This window comes from Pyxidicoccus fallax, assembly GCF_012933655.1.
Taxonomy (GTDB): Bacteria; Myxococcota; Myxococcia; order Myxococcales; family Myxococcaceae; genus Myxococcus; species Myxococcus fallax.
Window position 1 is genome coordinate 1 of sequence record NZ_JABBJJ010000105.1, and the last position, 17,600, is coordinate 17,600.

19 protein-coding genes and 5 tRNA genes are annotated in these 17,600 nt (G+C 71.5%); 15 read left to right on the forward strand and 9 right to left on the reverse strand.

Annotation, left to right across the window (positions count from 1 at the left end; all coding sequences use genetic code 11):
• Nucleotides 1–31 precede the first annotated feature (31 nt).
• The 6 genes from lspA (HG543_RS22560) (at nt 32) to HG543_RS22585 (ending at nt 4,996) form a co-directional block, all read left to right on the forward strand.
• Nucleotides 32–658, forward strand: a complete 627-nt coding sequence (gene lspA / locus HG543_RS22560) for a signal peptidase II (protein WP_169346907.1) — start codon at nt 32–34, stop codon at nt 656–658.
• A gap of 32 nt (nt 659–690) precedes the next feature.
• The gene (lspA, locus tag HG543_RS22565) at nt 691–1,305 is read left to right on the forward strand and encodes a signal peptidase II (protein WP_169346908.1); all 615 of its coding nucleotides are present in this window, start codon (nt 691–693) and stop codon (nt 1,303–1,305) included.
• 140 nt (nt 1,306–1,445) lie between these two features.
• A complete protein-coding gene (locus HG543_RS22570; RefSeq protein ID WP_169346909.1) occupies nt 1,446–2,774 on the forward strand; it encodes a prolipoprotein diacylglyceryl transferase in 1,329 nt (442 codons plus the stop codon).
• Nucleotides 2,775–2,816: 42 nt separating this feature from the next.
• Nucleotides 2,817–3,947, forward strand: a complete 1,131-nt coding sequence (locus HG543_RS22575; RefSeq protein ID WP_169346910.1) for an MXAN_5187 C-terminal domain-containing protein — start codon at nt 2,817–2,819, stop codon at nt 3,945–3,947.
• Nucleotides 3,948–3,955: 8 nt separating this feature from the next.
• Nucleotides 3,956–4,471: a KdsC family phosphatase gene (locus tag HG543_RS22580; protein ID WP_169346911.1), complete on the forward strand. Its 516-nt coding sequence runs from the start codon at nt 3,956–3,958 to the stop codon at nt 4,469–4,471.
• Nucleotides 4,472–4,609: 138 nt separating this feature from the next.
• Nucleotides 4,610–4,996, forward strand: a complete 387-nt coding sequence (locus HG543_RS22585; RefSeq protein ID WP_169346912.1) for a hypothetical protein — start codon at nt 4,610–4,612, stop codon at nt 4,994–4,996.
• A 10-nt stretch (nt 4,997–5,006) separates the two neighbouring features.
• Here the strand turns inward: HG543_RS22585 and HG543_RS22590 are convergent, their stop codons facing one another.
• From HG543_RS22590 to HG543_RS22600, 3 genes are read right to left on the reverse strand one after another with little or no spacing between them, the layout of a single operon-like run.
• Nucleotides 5,007–5,723 (reverse strand): LytR/AlgR family response regulator transcription factor, encoded by a 717-nt coding sequence (locus HG543_RS22590; protein ID WP_169346913.1) that lies wholly within the window; start codon nt 5,721–5,723, stop codon nt 5,007–5,009.
• On the reverse strand, nt 5,720–6,817 hold the full coding sequence (locus HG543_RS22595; protein ID WP_169346914.1) for a sensor histidine kinase: 1,098 nt from the start codon (nt 6,815–6,817) through the stop codon (nt 5,720–5,722). The genes HG543_RS22590 and HG543_RS22595 overlap by 4 nt, the downstream gene beginning before the upstream one ends.
• Before the next feature lie 37 nt (nt 6,818–6,854).
• Nucleotides 6,855–7,784: an alpha/beta fold hydrolase gene (locus tag HG543_RS22600; RefSeq protein WP_169346915.1), complete on the reverse strand. Its 930-nt coding sequence runs from the start codon at nt 7,782–7,784 to the stop codon at nt 6,855–6,857.
• A gap of 175 nt (nt 7,785–7,959) precedes the next feature.
• Here HG543_RS22600 and HG543_RS56390 point away from each other — a divergent pair, with 175 nt between their 5' ends.
• Complete coding sequence (locus tag HG543_RS56390; protein WP_169346916.1) at nt 7,960–9,660, forward strand: rhomboid family intramembrane serine protease; 1,701 nt, start codon at nt 7,960–7,962, stop codon at nt 9,658–9,660.
• Between the two features lie 22 nt (nt 9,661–9,682).
• Here the strand turns inward: HG543_RS56390 and HG543_RS22610 are convergent, their stop codons facing one another.
• The 3 genes from HG543_RS22610 to HG543_RS22620 are packed head-to-tail and all read right to left on the reverse strand — an operon-like array spanning nt 9,683 to nt 11,611.
• On the reverse strand, nt 9,683–10,516 hold the full coding sequence (locus HG543_RS22610) for an SDR family NAD(P)-dependent oxidoreductase (RefSeq protein WP_169346917.1): 834 nt from the start codon (nt 10,514–10,516) through the stop codon (nt 9,683–9,685).
• A complete protein-coding gene (gene ybiA, locus HG543_RS22615) occupies nt 10,513–10,962 on the reverse strand; it encodes a riboflavin biosynthesis intermediates N-glycosidase (RefSeq protein ID WP_169346918.1) in 450 nt (149 codons plus the stop codon). The genes HG543_RS22610 and ybiA overlap by 4 nt, the downstream gene beginning before the upstream one ends.
• Before the next feature lie 19 nt (nt 10,963–10,981).
• Nucleotides 10,982–11,611: a protein phosphatase 2C domain-containing protein gene (locus tag HG543_RS22620; RefSeq protein ID WP_169346919.1), complete on the reverse strand. Its 630-nt coding sequence runs from the start codon at nt 11,609–11,611 to the stop codon at nt 10,982–10,984.
• Between the two features lie 177 nt (nt 11,612–11,788).
• Here HG543_RS22620 and HG543_RS22625 point away from each other — a divergent pair, with 177 nt between their 5' ends.
• Nucleotides 11,789–12,007: a hypothetical protein gene (locus HG543_RS22625; RefSeq protein WP_211194098.1), complete on the forward strand. Its 219-nt coding sequence runs from the start codon at nt 11,789–11,791 to the stop codon at nt 12,005–12,007.
• Nucleotides 12,007–12,912, forward strand: coding sequence for a tetratricopeptide repeat protein (locus tag HG543_RS22630; protein ID WP_169346921.1), 906 nt, complete (start codon nt 12,007–12,009; stop codon nt 12,910–12,912). Before HG543_RS22625 ends, HG543_RS22630 begins: the two co-directional genes overlap by 1 nt.
• A 12-nt stretch (nt 12,913–12,924) precedes the next feature.
• Here HG543_RS22630 and HG543_RS22635 read toward each other — a convergent pair whose 3' ends face one another.
• The 3 genes from HG543_RS22635 to HG543_RS22645 form a co-directional block, all read right to left on the reverse strand.
• Nucleotides 12,925–13,848 (reverse strand): DUF6929 family protein, encoded by a 924-nt coding sequence (locus tag HG543_RS22635; RefSeq protein WP_169346922.1) that lies wholly within the window; start codon nt 13,846–13,848, stop codon nt 12,925–12,927.
• A 44-nt stretch (nt 13,849–13,892) separates the two neighbouring features.
• Nucleotides 13,893–15,218 carry a magnesium transporter gene (mgtE, locus tag HG543_RS22640; protein WP_171817945.1) on the reverse strand — a complete coding sequence of 442 codons (1,326 nt, stop codon included), beginning with the start codon at nt 15,216–15,218 and terminating at the stop codon, nt 13,893–13,895.
• 180 nt (nt 15,219–15,398) lie between these two features.
• On the reverse strand, nt 15,399–16,757 hold the full coding sequence (locus HG543_RS22645) for a hypothetical protein (RefSeq protein ID WP_169346923.1): 1,359 nt from the start codon (nt 16,755–16,757) through the stop codon (nt 15,399–15,401).
• A 151-nt stretch (nt 16,758–16,908) separates the two neighbouring features.
• On the opposite strand from HG543_RS22645, the gene HG543_RS22650 reads away from it, so the two are divergent.
• From HG543_RS22650 to HG543_RS22675, 6 genes are all read left to right on the forward strand, one after another.
• Nucleotides 16,909–17,058 (forward strand): hypothetical protein, encoded by a 150-nt coding sequence (locus HG543_RS22650; protein ID WP_169346924.1) that lies wholly within the window; start codon nt 16,909–16,911, stop codon nt 17,056–17,058.
• Between the two features lie 103 nt (nt 17,059–17,161).
• Nucleotides 17,162–17,234 (forward strand) — tRNA-Glu (locus tag HG543_RS22655).
• 22 nt (nt 17,235–17,256) lie between these two features.
• Nucleotides 17,257–17,328: transfer RNA gene (locus tag HG543_RS22660), tRNA-Gly, on the forward strand.
• Nucleotides 17,329–17,343: 15 nt separating this feature from the next.
• Nucleotides 17,344–17,418, forward strand: a tRNA-Leu gene (locus tag HG543_RS22665).
• Nucleotides 17,419–17,430: 12 nt separating this feature from the next.
• A tRNA-Pro gene (locus tag HG543_RS22670) sits at nt 17,431–17,506 on the forward strand.
• 20 nt (nt 17,507–17,526) lie between these two features.
• Nucleotides 17,527–17,600: transfer RNA gene (locus tag HG543_RS22675), tRNA-Ala, on the forward strand.

Here is a 17,600-nt window from a genome sequence, read left to right on the forward strand (position 1 = left end):
GGGGGGCGGGTTAGAGGTGGAGCCACGCATCATGAAAGCTTCCCTCCGCCTCCTCGTCGTCGTGGCGGTCACCGTGCTCTTCGCAGATCAGGTGACCAAGTACCTGGCCGTGTCCCGGCTGACCACCGCCCTGGAGGGCCGTGAGGGCCTGGCCCGGGTGACGGGCTACTTCTCGGTGCAGAACCTGGACAACGACCCGCCGGCCCCGGACGGGCGCCGGCTGGCCACGCGGCCGCACCGCTTCATCGAGGACTACTGGCACTTCCGCTACGTGGAGAACCCGGGCGCGGCGTGGGGCCTGTTCGCCAACCTCCCGGACGGGGTGCGGCGCGCCTTCTTCCACGTGGTGAGCCTGGCGGCGCTGGCCTTCATCTTCCTCATGTACCGCCGCACCGCCATGGACCAGCGGCTGGTGCGCCTGGCGCTGGCGCTCATCACCGGCGGCGCGCTGGGCAACTTCATGGACCGGCTCGTGCGCGGCTACGTCATCGACTTCATCGACTGGCACTGGCGCAACCAGCCGGGCATGCGCTGGCCGACGTTCAACGTGGCGGACGCCGCCATCTGCGTGGGCGTGGCCTTCATGCTGCTGGACTCGTTGAGGGTGCGCCGTCCGGAGCCCGTCGCGCCCGCGCTGACGGAGAGCCCCAATCCGTGACGGCCGGGGGGCTCGTGGTGTAAGCCCTCGGCGTGCCGCGCAAATACGTCATCCTCCTCGCCGTCACCCTCGGCGTCATCGTCCTGGACCAGTGGACGAAGTACCTCGTCGTCCGCGAGCTCACCACCCAGATGGACGGGAAGGAGAGCCTGGGCGCGCGCCTCGGCGCGATGTACTCCGACCCGCCGCCGCAGGGCTTCAACGGGCTGCACTACCAGCCCAAGCGCCACATCGAGGTGTCGGAGAACTTCTTCCGCCTGCGCTACGCGGAGAACCCGGGCGCCGCGTGGGGCCTGTTCCGCAACCTGCCGCCCTCGACGCGCGGGCCGCTCTTCCACGTGGTGAGCCTGGGCGCGGTGCTCCTCATCACCTACTACTTCCGGAAGCTGTCCGGCACGGACCCCGAGGAGAAGTGGGCGCTGTGGGGCCTGCCGCTCGTCCTTGGCGGCGCGCTGGGCAACTACATCGACCGGCTCGCCCGCGCCTTCGTCATCGACTTCCTCGAGGCCCACTGGTTCGACAAGGCCGCGTGGCCGTCCTTCAACATCGCCGACGCCGCCATCTGCGTCGGCGTGGGCATGCTCCTGGTGGACGCCTTCGTCCGGAAGGAGAAGCCCGCCGAGGCGCCTTCCAAGGCCAAGGCCTGACCCCAGGCTTTCGGAAGCCCGCCCGCCTGCCCGGTGAGCCGCCGGGCGGGCCCTGGAGCGCCTCCACGCATTGCCCCGTCGGCGGAGGAGGGTAGCCTTCGTCCGGCGCCGCCCTTCGAAGCCTCCCCCGGCAGGTCCCCATGCTCCCGTTGTTGTTCCGCCTCACCTTCACCAGCCTGTGGTCGCAGCTCCTGCTGTACGCCATCGCCGCGGGCGTGGTGGGCTACATCGCCTTCAACGGGTGGCGCGGCGCGCTGGGCCCGCTGGACGCGAAGACGGGCACGCGCCAGCCGGCCACGTCCATGGACCGCTTCCTGCGCGCGGCGGCCTTCGGTGGCGCGGGCGCGGCGCTGGCCTGGTTCGGCCTGAAGTACGCGCTGCCGCCGGGCGCCTTCCCCGGCGCGAAGGGCGAGGGCATCCCCCTGCACACCTACGGCGTGCTGCTGGCCGGCGGCTTCATCGCCGCGGTGACGGTGGCCGGAAGGCTGGCGCAGGACGAGTGGCGCAGGGTGCAGCTCGTGGACGGCTCGTGGGTGGACGTGTCCGGGCCGAAGCACCGCGACCTGGTGATGGACATGGCCTTCTGGGCGCTGGTGGGCGGCATCGCCGGCAGCCGGCTGCTCTTCGTCATCGTGAACTGGAAGGACTACGCGAAGGACTGGACGCAGGCCTTCTCGCTGGGCGGCGGGCTCGTCTTCTACGGCGGCCTCATCGGCGCGTCGCTGGCGTGCTGGCTCTTCGCGCGCGCCAACGGCATCGACTTCCTCCGGCTGGCGGACGTGTGCATCCCCACCGTGTCGCTGGGCCAGGCCCTGGGCCGGCTGGGCTGCTTCAGCGCGGGCTGCTGCTGGGGGGACGTGGCCCCGGCCAGCTCGTCCGTCGCGGTGCACTTCCCCGGTGCCGGGCTGGCGCAGGACCTGTTCGGCCGGCTCGCCGGGATGAACAGCCTGGCGTACACCTCCCAGACGGACCCGGACCCGAAGAAGGTGCGCTACGTGGTGGAGGCCACCGGTGAAATCTTCCACCAGGCCGTGCCCGGCGCCGTGCGCATCTCCGAGTGGGCGGCCCAGCATGGCCACACCCTGGGCGTATATCCCACCCAGCTCTTCGAGTCGGCGGGGCAGGCCGTGCTCTTCGTGGCGCTGATGTACGCCCGGCGCTTCCGCCGCTTCCACGGGCACATCCTGTCCCTGTGGCTCATGTCCTACGCGGTGCTGCGCAGCACGGTGGAGCTGTTCCGCGGGGACGAGGAGCGCGGCACGATGCACGGCCTCCTGCGGGACCTGGAGCAGTTCCTGGGGCTCCAGGCGCTGGCGGACGTGGTGCCGCTGGAGGCCTGGTACAACATTTCGACCAGTCAGCTCATCTCGCTGTGCATGTTCACCTTCGGCGCGGTGCTGCTGTACCAGAAGGGCCTCCGCCGGGAGGGCGAGGCGGCGGGCCTGGGGCCAACAGCCTCGGCCGCGTGAGGTTGATCCGCGAACCCCACTTGGGGACACTCTAGGGAAGCCATGCCGCCCCCCGAACCTCGACAGGCCGCCAAGAACGCCAAGAATGCCGCGAAGTCCCAGCCGGCGGACTCCGGCTCCAGCGAGGCCGTCCTCCAGGAGTGTGAGGCCCTGGAGGCGGAGCTGGCCGTCCTCCGCAACCTCTTCGAGCAGTACTTCCTGGGCAACGAACGCCAGGCGCCCACGCGCGCGCACGAGGACTTCAAGAAGCGCCTGATGAAGCTCAAGGGCGCCTTCATCCGAAGCACCTCCGCCAAGTTCCGCGTGGCGGGCCTGCACAACAAGTACCTCACGTACGAGCGGCTGTGGATGCGCACGCTGCAGGAGATTGAAGCCGGCACGTACAAGCGTGACCTCTTCAAGGCCCGCCGCCGCGCGGAGGTCCGCCAGACCGCCTCTCCCGGCAAGGACGCCCAGAAGGGCGTGGTGGAGCTGCCGGAGGACATCTCCGACATGGACTTCGAGGAGGTGGAGGAGCTCGTCCGCCCCCGTCCCGCCAACGAGCCGCAGATTGCGGCCGGCGCGCCCACGCCCACGGGCGGCACGCCCTTCCGGGGCACGCCCGCCGTGGCGCCGCTCACCGGCATTCCCTCGGTGGCGCCGGTGGCGCCCGGCATCGCGCCCCTCACGCCGCCCGCCGGGGGCACGCCCTTCCGGGGCACCCCGGCGGTGGCGCCCCTCACCGGTATTCCCTCCGTGGCGCCCGCGGTGGCGCCCATGGGGGCCACACCTGCGCGGGGCCTGCCCTCGGTGGCGCCGGTGTCGGGTGGCACGCCCGCGCGGGGCACGCCGGTGGTGCCTCCGGGCATGGCGAGACCCGCGGCCACCGCGACGCCTCCCGGCGCGGCGGCACGCACGCCCACGCCCTCCGCCGCGGCGCCCCGGCCTCCCGCGGCGGGCGGCTCGGGCGGCTCGGGCGGCATGTCCGACGACAAGCTGCGCGCCGTCTACGACGCGTACGTCACCGCGAAGCGCCGCTGCCAGGAGGACACCTCCAAGCTGTCCTACGAGTCGGTGGCGGCCACGCTGCGCAAGCAGGTGCCGGAGCTGCTCAAGCAGCACAACGCCAAGGCGGTGGAGTTCAAGGTCGTCATCAAGGACGGCAAGGCGTCCCTCAAGGCCGTGCCGAAGTAGGGGACGCCATGAACTTCGACCTCGAGTCGCTCAAGTCGCGGGTGAGCCGCCTGTCGGTGATGATTTTCGACATCGACGGCACGCTCACCGACGGCCGCATCTTCTGGGTGCCCAACTCCGGCTGGACGCAGATGTACAGCGTGCGCGACGGCATGGGCATCAAGCGCCTGCAGGAGGTGGGCATCGAGGTGGCCGCCATCTCCGGCGGTGACAGCCTCTCCGCGCAGATGCGGATGCAGTCGCTGGGTCTGAAACACGTGCACTTCGGTAGTCAGGACAAGGTGGCGCACTTCGAGAAGCTGCTGGCGCTGCTGAACGTGTCCGCGGACCGATGTGGCTACATGGGCGACGAGGTGGTGGACCTGCCGCTGTTGAAGGCGGTGGGCTTCTCCGCCGCCCCGCCGGAAGCCCCCGACGAGGTGCGCGCCCAGGTGCACTACGTGGCCCAGAAGGCCGCGGGCTTCGGCGCTGCCCGGGAAGTCTGTGAGTTCATCCTCCGGCACCGCCAGAGTCCGACAACCTGAGAAACGGTTGCCGCGAAGCGTCACCTGTTGAAAAGAGCCGGATTCGAGTCGCCACTCCGGGTTGTCGCTCCGGGGGGCCCTCCCTAGCTTGGGTTTCGCGCAAGGGGCCTGGACAGCGCGAGACACATGGGAGGCGACGTGGGGATTCGGCGGACGTGGCTCGGGCTGGCCGTGGCGGCGGTGGGACTCTCCCTGGGGACGGGCTGCATGTCGCCCTCGCCGGAGGCCGAGGCGCGCCTGGCGGCGCTGGAGGCCGAGGGCGAGCAGATGGACATCGCCCTCGACAACGTCGAGGAGCGGCTGCTGGGCAACCAGGCCATGCTCCAGACGTGGCAGGAGCTGGGGCGGCGGCACCAGGAGGTGACGCAGCTGCACTGCCAGACGTCGGACGCGCACCTGATGGCGCTGATGAAGCACTACGACAAGCAGGAGGAGAAGGCGCGCCAGATGAAGCGCCGCCGCGTGGCCGCGGTGGACTCCGCGGTGCTCACCTCCGGCAAGGCGCCCCAGCGCGGCAACAACTGACGCGCGGGCTTCAGAGGCTCATTCTTTCCCGGAAGCGCTGCGACTGGCGGCGTGACATCTCCACCTCGCGGCCCCCGCGCAGGCGCGCCACCAGCGTGCCGCCGGGGCCGGGCTCCATCGCCTCGATGAAGTCGAGGTTGATGAGGTGCTGACGGCTGGCGCGGAAGAAGCGCGCCGGGTCCAGCCTTTCCTCCAGATGGCTCAGTGAGCGGAGCAGCAGCGGCTGGTGTCCTTCCGGCTCCAGGTACAGGCGCGCGTAGTTGCCCTCGGAGGTGATGAGCGGCACCTGCGCGAGCTGGACGAGCCAGCAGCGCTCGCCGTCGCGCACGAAGACGCGCTCCAGCGGTGGGCCCGAGGGACGTGGCGCCGAGGCCGCGCGGCCCCGCTGACGCACGCGCTCCAGGGCCTCCGCGAGCCGCGGGGTTTCGATGGGCTTGAGGAGGTAGTCGAGCGCGTTGACCTGGAAGGCGCGCACGGCGTGCTCGTCGTACGCCGTGGTGAACACCACGTCGGGCGGCTCCTCCAGGCGGGAGAGCACGTCGAAGCCCGTCCCGCCCGGCATCTGGATGTCGAGCAGCAGCACGTCCGGGGCGAGCGCCTCCACCTGCCGCACCGTCTCGTCCACGTGGGTGGCCTCGCCGACGACCTCCACGTCGGGGAAGGCGGCCAGGAGGCGGCGCAATTCGGCGCGGGCCAGTCGCTCGTCGTCGGCGATGAGGGCTCTCATGCGGTGGCGGACAGGGGGATGCGGACGCGCGCGGTGGTGAGCGCGGCCTGGGTCTGGTCGAGCCGCAGCGAGGCGTTGGCGCCGCACAGCAGGCGCAGTCGCTCGCTGGCGTTGCGCAGGCCCACGCCGTTGCTGTCGGCGTGGGGGAGCTCGGGCGGGAGCGCGCCATCCCGGACGGGGACGGAGCCTCCCGGGGCGTGGGGCGCGGCGGTGTTGGTGACGTCGAGCTGGAGCGCGCCGTCGCGGACGTGGGCGGAGACGATGACCTCACCGCCCTCGGGGACGCGGGACACGCCGTGCTTGATGGCGTTCTCCACCAGCGTCTGCACGAGCATGGCGGGCACGGGCACGCCGAGCGCGGCGGGCTCCACGTCCTCGCGCACGCGCAGGCGCGACTCCAGGCGGACGCCCTCCAGGCCCAGGTAGTCGCGCACCACCCGCAGCTCGCGCTCCAGGGGCACCATTTCCGGGCCGCGGGCGGCGAGCGCGTAGCGCAGCAGGGCGGACAGGCGCGTCACCACCTCCTGCGCGCGAGCGGGGTCCTCGGAGATGAGGGCGCGCACGCTGTTGAGGCAGTTGAAGAGGAAGTGTGGCTGGAGCTGGGCCTTGAGGAAGCGCAGCTCCGCGCTTTGGGCCTCCGCTTCGAGCTTCCAGCGCTCCAGCTCCGCCTGGCGCGCACGCTCCACGGAGTGGATGGCGAAGTAGATGACCAGCCACATCAGCATCATCAGCGTCCAGATGACGAACGAGACGATGAAGCCGGGCAGCGAGGCCTGCGCGGGCGTGTAGAGCCGCAGCACGAACACGCTCAGCAGGAAGCTCACCCCCGTCTGCACCAGCCCGAGCCCCACGGCGAGCGCGAGCACTCGGGGAACGAGGGCGCCCAGGGGCAGGCCGGCCTGCTGGCGCAGGCGCAGCCGCGCGCGGACCAGGTGGGTGAGGGCGGCGGCGCAGAGGCAGAACAGCCAGAACCCACCGATGGCGCCGAGTTCGCGCCCGGGCACCAGCAGCATCAGCACGGTGTTGACGAGGGCGTAGAGGCTCCAGCCACCGAGCTGGCAGGCCGCGTAGACCCAGGCGCGAGAGGACTTCATCGGAGGACTCCAGGACGGCGTGGGGGGAGCATACTCCTCACGGTCGCTGCGCCGCGCGGGCCACCGGCGCGGTGGTGCCGAGGAAGGCGTCCAGCTCGCGGAAGAAGCCCTGGGGGTCGTCCCACATGATGAAGTGCCGGGCCGAATCATTCATGACGACGCGGCCCGTGGAGAGCGACTGGTACTGCCCGCGGTAGACGGCCTCCACCGCCTCGCGGGGGACGCGGCCCTTCATGGCGACCCACGAGCCCAGCACCAGGGTGGGGGCGGTGATGCGCGGCAGCTCCGGCCGCAGGTCCGTGGTGCTCATCTCGTAGACGGCCTGGGCCACCGTCTCCGGGTCCGAGTCCGCGCCCCAGCGCGCGGCGACCTGCTGCTTCGCCTCGTCGGAGATGTAGCGCTGCAGCGCCATGCGCGACTGCATGCTCCGCTGCTCCACGGTCTGCATGCGCATGAGCGTGCGCATCTCCTCGGCGCGGGGGCGCATGCTGTCGGCGGTGGCGCTCGGGTCCATGGCCGCGGGAAGGAAGGGGAGGCTGTCGACGACCACCACGCCGCCCACGAGGTCCGGCGCGTCCGCGGCCACCGCGAGCGCCAGCACGCCGCCCAGGCTGTGGCCGACGAGGATGGGCTTCTGGAGCCCCTTCGCGCGGAGGTAGTCCGCCACGGCCCGGCGCTCGGTGGCGAGGAAGGGCGCGGGGATGGCGGGCTGCCCCGCGAAGCCCGCGAGCGTGAGGACGTGGCAGTCGTAGCGGCCCTGGAGGTGTTGCACCGTCTCGGCCCACACCTCGCCGGACGAGGCGAGGCCGGGGATGAACACCAGCGGCCGTCCCTGGCCGGAGCGCTCCACGTGGAAGGGCTGGGGAGTCGGCGCGGAGGCGACCGTGCCAGCCGTGGTGGCTGTGGTGGCGCAGCTGGCGAGCAGGGTGAGGACGAGCAGTCGAGCGAGGACGCAGAAGCGGGGCATGAAGGACTCCCTGAATGGGTACGCGGGAGACGGTACGCACCCGGGGAGCGCGCTCGGCGGATACTCCATGAGTGGTTCGTGAGCGGGATGAGTGGCGGGGAGGTCGGGTGGCTGGCGGGGATGCTCGTGATTCGGGCAGGCTCGCGGAAGTCATCTGTTCCGAGGGGGAGCTTCCTTGTCCACGCCACTGCCGTCCGAGCCCTCTGCCACCACGGACTCCACGTCCGGGCCCGAGGTGCCCGCCACGCCCGTGACGAACCTGGAGGAGCTGTCCTTCGCGAGCTACCTCGCGCTGCGGCTGGTGACGGAGAAGGGCTTCCGGGAGGGGACGTTCCCCGAGGCCGAGGAGCTGACCGCGGCGTCGGACGCGGTGCTGACGTACTCGGACGGAATGTCGGCGGTCATCGTGTGCCTCGTGGACCGGGAGCGCGAGCCCTCGCGGCGCTTCGGCCTGGACACGGCGGCGCTGGAGCGCATCGGGAAGGCGTGCCTGAAGTACACGGGCTCGGTGACCGGCACGAAGCTGCCGTTGGGCATCCAGGTCATCGAGGTGGGGCGCGGGCCCGCGACGGAGGAGGACCCGCGGCGGCTGGGCGCCCTCAAGCTGGGCGTGTTCCACAAGGTGCACCTGCACGCGATGCACGTGGACACCACGATGCCCGGCACCGTGTGGACCAGCACGTGGCGCCGCGCGAAGGTGTCCGCGCGGTACCTCCGGGGACTGCTGTCCCAGCCGCGCGAGGTGGAGGCGGAGGAAGCAGTGGCGGAGCCGCCGGAGCGGAAGTGGGTGCTCACGCCCGCGCTGACGGCGGTGCTGGTGCTGGGCTTCGCGGCGCAGGTGCTCTTCCGTGTGGGCGAGGCGGGAGACGGCCTGCTCGCGCCGGGCGTGCGGACGCTGGTGGCGATGGGCGGGGTGAGCTCGGGGCTGGTGGTGGAGGAGGGACAGTGGTGGCGCCTGTTGATGGCGCCGCTGCTGCATGGCGACCTCATCCACCTGGTGTTCAACGGCTTCTGCCTGTGGTTCGTGATGGGGACGGTGGAGGGCATGGTGGGCCGCGCGTGGGCGGGGCTGCTGCTCCTGGCGGGAGCGCTGGGCGGCGGCGCGCTGTCCATGCTCGTGAATGGCGACATGGTGGTGTCGGTGGGAGCCTCGGGCGTGCTGCTGTGCCTCCTGGGCGCGCTGTTCGCGTTGAGCTGGCGCTTCCCGGTGGGGTCGGCGGAGCGTTCGCAGCTCCAGGTCCTGTCGCTCCAGCTCCTGCTGCCCTCGCTGATTCCGATTGGCATGTCCCGCACGGACGGGGGCATCGACTTCGGAGCGCACCTGGGCGGGGCGCTGGCGGGAGGCGCGGTGGGACTCCTGCTCACGCGCGTGTGGGCGAGGAGGGAGCCGGTGCCGCCCGCGACGAAGCCGGTGGCGGCGGTGGGCGTGCTGGCGGCGGTGGCGCTGGTGGTGAGCGTGGGGTTCGCCTTCGAATACTGGCGGTACTCGATGCTGGAGCTCGGGCTCATCGCGGAGGAGGCGTTTCCGCCCACGTTCGAGGAGGGGGCGAAGCGGGCGAAGGAGCTGCTGGAGCGCTACCCGAGAGACCCGCGCTCACACCTGTTCCAGGCGATGGCGTTGATGGAGGCGGACGACCTGCCCGGCGCCGAGCGGGCGCTGCGCACCGCGCTCTCGGAGAAGGACATCCTGGAGCACTTCTTCGCGAACTCGGAGCTGCCGCTCATCCTCCACCAGGAGCTGGGGCGCGTGCTCCTGGGGCAGGGGCGCGCGGAGGAGGCGCGGGCGGTGGTGAAGCCGTTCTGCGTGCCGGGGAAGGATGGAAAGCTTCCGCCGGACCTCGTCGAGCTGGGGCTGTGCGGGGCGACGGTGGAATGAACGTTCATTCCACGGGGGTGGCTCAAGGCTTCCCCGGGCCGAGGAGCCGCCGGCGCATGTAGCTGTCCACGGCGACGACGGTGCGATGGAACAGCCCGGGAGACAGGCGCCGGAAGCGCCAGCCCCACCGGGCGTCGGCCATGGGCAGCTCGTAGAGGGCGCCCCGGTCCACGGCCTTCAGCAGCTTGCGCGCGACGGCGTCCGGGCCGATGCGCGCGGTGTCCACCATGCGCGTCCCGAGGGTGCGCAGCGTGTCGTCGGCGTAGCGGCCCATGGTGGCGATGTTGGTGCGGAAGAAGGTGGGGCACGCGACGGTGACGCCGACGCCGGCGGGCCGCAGCTCGGCGGAGAGCGTCTCGGACAGCGCGATGACGGCGGCCTTGGACGCGTTGTAGGGCGCGAGGTCGGGCACGTACATGAGCCCCGCGGCCGAGGCGATGTTGAGGATGTGCCCGAAGCCCTGCCTGCGAAAGCGCGGGGCGAAGACATGGCAGCCGTGGATGACGCCCCACAGGTTGACGTCCAGCACGTGCTTCCAGTCCTCCAGCGGCAGCTCGCCCACGCGCCCCGCGCTCAGCACGCCCGCGTTGTTGACGAGCAGGTCCACGCCCCCGAAGGCGCTCTCGGCGGCCGTGGCCAGGGTCTCGACCTGCTCGGGACGGGCGACGTCACACAGGTGGACGCGGGCCTCGCCTCCGGCGGCGGTGACGCGGCGGGCGGTCTCCTCGGCGGAGGCGGCGTCGATGTCCGAGACGACGAGTCGGCCCTGACGGCGCGCGAGCTCCTCGCAGAGCGCGCGGCCGAGGCCGCTGCCGGCGCCGGTGATGACGGCTCGGGGACGTGGGGGAAGGCTCATGCGCGCTGTCTCCGCAGTTCCTCGCGGACCTCCATGAGGATGCGGCCCAGCATGTTCCGGCCACTGCCGTCTCCGCCATCGCCCCAGTAGTCATCCTGGTCCGTGTGTTCGACGAGCTTCGCGTCGCCGGTGTCGAGCAGCAGACGGGCGAGGTCCTCGTGCTGGGTGAACTTCGCGCGCACGGCCTCGCGCATCACGGAGACCTTGGTGGACTCCCAGTCCCGCCGGAGCTTGCGCTTGCGGTCCCGGCCCAGGCGCGCGGCGAGCATGGGCGTGCGGGCCTGGCGGACCTCTTCCTGGTCGCGGGCGTCCTCGAACTTCTGTGCCTGGAAGAAGTGCTCGCTCGTGGCCCACGTCTTCCCGCGAAGCTGGATGGGGTATGGGGCGAAGTTCGAGCACCAGCCGTGGTCGTCGGTGACGCTGTAGAACCGGATGACGTCGGACATGCGCGGAGTCCCTGGAGCCTCAGTGCCGGAAGCGGCACAGGACGAGACCGACGTCGTCCGGGAGTCCCCCTGACGCGAGCCTCGGCAGGGCGGCCAGCTCGCGGGCGGACGCGGTGAGGTCCAGTCCCGACGCCACCGCCCGGATGCGGAGCGCATCGGCGTACTTGAACAACCCATCGGAGGCCGCGACCAATGTCCCTCCGGTCCACGGGACGTCGAAGAAGACCGGCAGGGCCTCGCCGCTCCCGACCAGGGGCTTGCGGCGCTGGTGCAAAGTGACGACGGAGTGCGAGTCGCCGTGAAGCAGCCACAACTCGGAGTCCCCGACGCTGGCGCCGATGACGCGGCCCTCGGTGACGCAGGCCACCACGGCGGTGGTCTCCGCGCCATGGCCGGCGGAGGCCAGCTCGCGGTCGCACTGCTCCAGGACATCGCTCCACGCCTCGGGCCGCATCAGGTCCGAGCGCTCCGCCACGGCGGCCCGTACCGCGCGGACCACCGCCTCCGCGGCCTCCACGCCGCGCCGCGAGTTCCCCGCGCCATCCGCGACCACGAGCACCAGGGCCTCACCCCAGGGGAGCACGACAACCTGGTCCGCGCTGACGCGGGCCTGGGGCTCCACCATGTGCGCTGTCTCGAACCGGGACATGCGAATGACTCCTTCTCTCCTGGAAAAACGTGTTTTCCGGTGCATCGGCCCCGCGCAGTCGGATGCTACCCGCCGGGCCCAAGAGCAGGCAGGCGGGCGCGGGGTTCCGTGACGACGCGGTGGAATCCGGATAGAACCGCCGCCGTGAGACGCGACGCATATGGTGTGGTCGCCGCCATGGCGGCGGGCCTCCTCGGATGCAACGACCTGGAGGTCTGTGGCTCCACGACCGAGGTCATCACCCGTGACAACGGGGAGGTCTACCGCTGTGTCACCGCCGAGGACTGTCCGCGGACCTCGCGCGTCAACGTCTGCGTGACGGACGTGTCCCCCGTCGCCGAGTGCGTTCAGTGCGAGGACACCCAGTGCATCAGCGTGATTCCGGAGGCCTGCTAGTGCGGTCCCTGCGACTGGCGCTCACCGTCCTGGCCCTGGCCGCCGCGGGTTGCCGCGACAAGCCGGTGGACCACCTCCAGCGCGCCCGCGACGCCACCTTCGAGAAGCGCCCCGACGAGGCCCTCGTCGAGTACCGCAAGGCCTTCGACGGCCTGCGCCATGACGACTCCCCCGAGGCGCTCGTCCTCCGCGCCCGCGCCCTCAAGGGCGCCGCCGACGTCTACTGGCTCGAGCAGCGCAAGGTGAAGGAGGCCGTCGGCGTCTACCGCGAGCTCATCCAGCAGTGCCCCGAGTCCCCCGAGGCGCTCGAGGCCCACATCATCCTCGCGGAGCTGCTGCGCGCCCACTACCGCGACCTGCGCGGTGCCATCGACCAGCTCACCGCCGCCCTCCAGCGCAACCCGCCCCAGGGCGCCGAGCTGCACTACCAGGTCGCCAAGCTCTACTTCGAGCTCCAGGACTACCAGCAGTGCGAGCTGGAGACGAAGCGCCTCGTCGAGCGCTTCCCCACCAGCGCCTTCGTGGACGACAGCCTCTTCCTCCAGGCCCAGGCCGTGGCCATGATGGACGGCCGCCGCCAGGAGGCCTCGCGCGCCTTCGCCGACCTGCGCACCCGCTTCCCGGACTCGGAGCTCGCCCCGCACGCCCTCTTCGAGATGGGCAAGCTGAAGGCCGACGCCAACGACAACGAGAAGGCCATCGAAATCTGGGTGGAGACGCTGAAGACGCACCCGGACCCGGCGCTCGTGCAGGACTACATCGCCCGCGCCCGCAAGCGCATCGCCAATACCACCGTCGCGGGTGTCGGCAAGCGCGAGGTGGCCTTCGACCGCGCCCGTCCCGCGCGCAGCTCGCTGGAGGCCGTGGGCGGCCGTCCCGAGGAAGCCGCCACCGAGCACGACTGACGCGCCGGCCGCCTACGCCGGCACGTCCAGCACCGCCTCCAGCAGAGGGGCGGCCACCGCCGGGTCATCCGCGTCCGCCACCAGCAGCAGGTGGACGCGGCCACCCTCCACCCGCGCGTCCACGCCCTCCAGCTTCACCTTCGCGTCCACCGCGTCCAGGAACACCGGCGTCCCGTCCTGCGCCAGCACGCCCACCGCGGAGCCCGCCACCGGGCCGTCCGCGTACGCGTCTCGCGTGTCCTCGGCCGCGGCGGTGAACACCAGCCGCCCGTCCGGCAGCGGCGAGGCGTCCGTGAAGGACAGCCGCACCCCACCGGCCCGGCCCAGCTCCCACCGCCGCGTCGTGCGCACCACGTCCGGGCCCAGCGCGCCCACCTCCAGCCCGCGCTGCGTGCGCTCCCGGTCCAGGTCCACCAGCGCGTCCGAGCCCGTGTCCCCGTTGCCCCGGTTGAGCAGCCGCAGCCGCCCGCCCACCACCGCCGCGCCCTCGATGTTGAGCGGCCCCAATTCCCGCGTGAGCTGCGCGTACAGCGCCGAGCAGTCCACCGGCCGCACCGTGCCCGCCAGCATCCCGTCCGCCGCCAGCGGCACCACCGCCCCGCGCCGCCGCGTTTCCGTGGAGCCCGAGGGCAGCGCCAGCAGCGCCCCATGCGGCGCGTCCGCCAGCGGTCCCAGCAGGCACAGCACCTCCAGGTCCGGCTTCGCCGCCTTGCGCGCCTTCGCCTCGTCCGGAAGGTCGCCCGGGAACAAGCGCACGCTCCTGCCCGGCGCGTCACCCCGCGCGGGGAAGATGGCCAGGTGCAGGGCATCGTCCGCGACGATGTAGAGCCAGGGCCCCACGCGCACCAGCCCGCTGGCCGCGGACACGTGCGCGGGGCGGCCGGGTTCCTCCGGGGCCTCCAGGGTGAGGGTGCGCCGCTGGGTGGTGCGAATCATGGCCGTGCCTCCTCGCGGAAGGAGGACACGTCCGCCCCACCGCGTCAGAGCAGCGTACCGCGCAGGATGAGGCTGGCGACGGTGAAGTAGATGACCACGCCGCTAACGTCCACCAGTGTGGCCACGAAGGGCGCGGAAGCACTCGCGGGGTCGAAGCCGAAGCGCCGCAGCACCAGCGGCAGCATGGAGCCCGCCAGCGTGCCGAACGTCACCACGCCCAGCACCGACAGCGCCACGGCGACGCCCAGCAGGAAGAAGTGCTCGCCGTAGGAGCCGGAGATGCCGTGCCAGATGACGATGCGCAAGAGGCCCACCAGCCCCAGCACGATGCCGAGCACCAGCCCGGACAGCGCCTCGCGCCGGGCCACGCGCCACCAGTCCTTCAGCCGCATCTCCCCCAGCGCCAGCGCGCGGATGATGAGCGTGGACGTCTGGCTGCCGGAGTTGCCGCCCGAGGAGATGATGAGCGGCACGAAGAGGCTCAGCACCACCGCGCTGGCGATTTCGTCCTCGAAGCTGCTCATCGCCGTGGCGGTGAGCATCTGCCCGAGGAAGAGCACCAGCAGCCAGCCGATGCGCTTCTTCAGCATGCCGAAGAAGCCCACCTCGAAGTACGGCGCTTCCAGGGCCTCCATACCGCCGACCTTCTGGATGTCCTCGGTGGCCTCTTCCTGGACGACGTCGACGATGTCGTCCACCGTGACGATGCCCTTCATCCGCCCCTGCTCGTCCACCACCGGCAGGGCCATGAAGGCGTGCTCGCTGAACAGCCGGCCCACGGCCTCCTGGTCCGTCTGCTCCCCCACGGTGATGACGTCGCGCTGCATGACGTCCGCCACCTTCTTGTCGGGCGCGGCCTGGAAGAGCTGGCGCAGCGAGAGCACCCCCAGCAGGTGCTGCCCGGCGTCCAGCGCGTAGGCGTAGTAGACGGTCTCCACCTTCTCCCGCGCCTGCTTGCGCAGGTAGCCGATGGCCTCGTCGATGGTCATGTCCGGCCGCACGCGGGCGAAGCGCGGGTTCATCAGACCGCCCGCGTCGTCCTCCGCGTAGGCCAGCAGGATGTTCACCTCGCGGCGGCTGGCGTCGTCGAGCTGCGAGAGGATGGACTCCGCCTGCTCGGGCTCCACCGCCTGCACCAGGTCCGCCAGGTCGTCCGGGGGCAGCACCCGCACCCAGGGGCGGCGCTCGGCGGGCGGCAGGTGGAGGATGAGCTCCGCCTGGTCCCGGGCCGACAGGCTGATGAAGAAGTCGTCCGCCACGGCCGGCGGCAGCAGCCGGAAGCCCTCCAGGCGCTCGTCGATGGAGAGCACCGGCCAGGCCTCGTAGAGCTCCTCCACGGAGAGCGAAGCGCTTTGAGGGCTTTCCATCATCGGCTCACCTCCGGCGGGTTGGAGCGCACGCTCGGACGAGGCGGCGCGCCGGCCTCTCTACACCCGGCAGGCGGGCACTGCGAGAGGCAGGCAAGCGACATTCCGCGCTTTTTCACGCCGCCGCCGCCGGGGCTCGAAACCCACACCACCCGTGTGGGCTCCAACGAGGCTCCGCCAGCGTCAGCCGGCGGGCCGCTCGAAGACCAGGGTGGTGCCGTTGCTCAGCCGGCTGTCCCCCTCCCAGTAGAAGCGGGGGGAGACGGTGCGCAGCTCCTGGGACAGGCCCGGGGTGCCGGGGAGTCTCTCCATGCCGAGGGGGCCGGGCCGCGACGGCACCACGGGCACCACGGAGAACGCGCCCGCGTACTGGCCGAGCTGGATGTCGGGGATGAGGAAGCCGGCGCGCAACGGCGACAGGAGCGGCTGCACCGGCGAGTCCAGCGCCAGGGTGCCCTGCTCGTCCAGCGTGCCGTTCCGGGCCACCCACAGGTGCAGCGTCTGCGCGAAGGGGGTCCGGAAGGGGTCCCCGACGCGCGTCCACACGGCGCCCTCCGCGTAGCCCACCGGCTGTCCGGGCAGCGCCTGGCAGGGCTCGGGCGCGGCGGTGTAGACGCCGTCCGGCCCGAGCTGGAATGGGCACGCGCGGCTGTCCGGGAGTCGCTGCATCTGCACCACCATCAGCCGGTCCGCCGCCACGCGCACCAGCAGCCCCGTCACGCTGTCGACGCCGAAGGCCGTCGTGGGCGTCGTGGCCCAGCGGGTAGTGCCCGAGGCGGCGAGCACGCCGGTGTCCGTGAAGGTGAAGCGGTGCAGGGTCTGATTGTCGAGCACCAGCAGCTCGTTCTCCGTGGCGAGCCGGCTCTGCACCGTCAGCGGCGACGCGTTGAGCAGCAGCGAGCCGGTCAGCTCCAGGTCGGTGCCGGTGTCGACGTAGCGGCGCACCCGGCCCTCGCCCACCACCCAGACGACGTTCCCCGCGACAGCCACGTCCGGTGCGCTGGTGGCGGTGCCGAGCCGCACGGGCCTCGCGTTCGGCTCACGCAGGGCCACCCCGTCACACAGCCAGGTGCCTCGCGAGGTGCGGTCCAGCTGCGTGCACCGGGGCAGCGGCAGCGAGATGGGCTCCCCTCCCGTCCAGGGTTGCGCCACGTAGACACCGAGCTGCCGGACGCTGCCCACCGGCGCGAAGGCGACGAGGACATGGTGGCGGCCGGTCGTTCTCGGAGTGAAGCGTAGGCTGGCGGACGTTCCACTGGGGCCGAGGCTCACCTCGACGGGGAGCGACGTGTTCTCCGGGTCGAACACCTCCGCGGTGGCGGTGTCCGGGACCTGGCGCGTGTCGGTCTCGCCGTCACAGGTGCGGTTGGTGATGGCGAAGACCTGGAGGGAGACGGGCGAGCCCACCTCGTAGGCGGGAGGGCTGAAGCGGCTGTCGTCGCCGAGGAACGGTTGGAAGAAGCACGGCTCGTCGGAGTCCGAGCAGCCGGAGACGGCGAGCAGGGCGGTCAACGCGACGAGGAAGGGGCGGGCGGTCTTCATGAGGGGGGACCGCGCCCGGACCCCTTCGGCCCGGGGACGGGTGCGGTGTGGGCTCCTCCCTGTTTCATATCGCCATTGCCCCCTCCCGGTCAGCCCCGTGTCAGGGATGAATTCCGAGCCGCGTCATTTCCCACTGAAAGGAGCGGTGACCATGACGCTGGCGAACCTGAAGAGCCCGATGAACCCCGAGCCCCTGAACGTCGTCACCGGCATGGCCGCGCTCGCGCCTGCCTGCCTGGTCGCCGCCCTCGAAGCCGCGCTGCTGGGACCCGCCAGCGGTGAACCGCCCGGTCGACCCTGAACCGTTTCGTGCCCGTCCTCCGACGCGGCGCGATGCGACAGGGGCCGGGCTCCCACAAGGGAACCCGGCCCTTCTCGTTTCCAGGGTCCACGCAGTCTCCGAAGCCCCGTTCGTCTAGCGGCTCAAGACTCCGCGCTTTCAATGCGGCGAGACGGGTTCGACTCCCGTACGGGGTACTCACGCAGCAATGCAACACATGCGGCCGTGGCCGAGAGGCGAGGCCCCTGAGCGCCACTCAGGAGAACGCGGGTTCGAGTCCCGCCGACCGCTCTAGCAGTGCAGGACGCCGCGGTAGCCCAACCTGGTAGAGGTGCTGCGCTCAGAACGCAGAGGTTGCGGGTTCGAATCCCGCCCGCGGCATGGCAGTCCATTCGGGATGTAGCTCAGCTTGGACAAGAGCGCGCGCTTGGGGTGCGCGAGGTCGCTGGTTCGAATCCAGTCATCCCGACTCGAAACACCCTGTTTCATGGGGCCATGGCTCAAAGGGAGAGCACCCGGCTGGCGTCCGGGAGATCCGGGTTCGATTCCCGGTGGTTCCACCA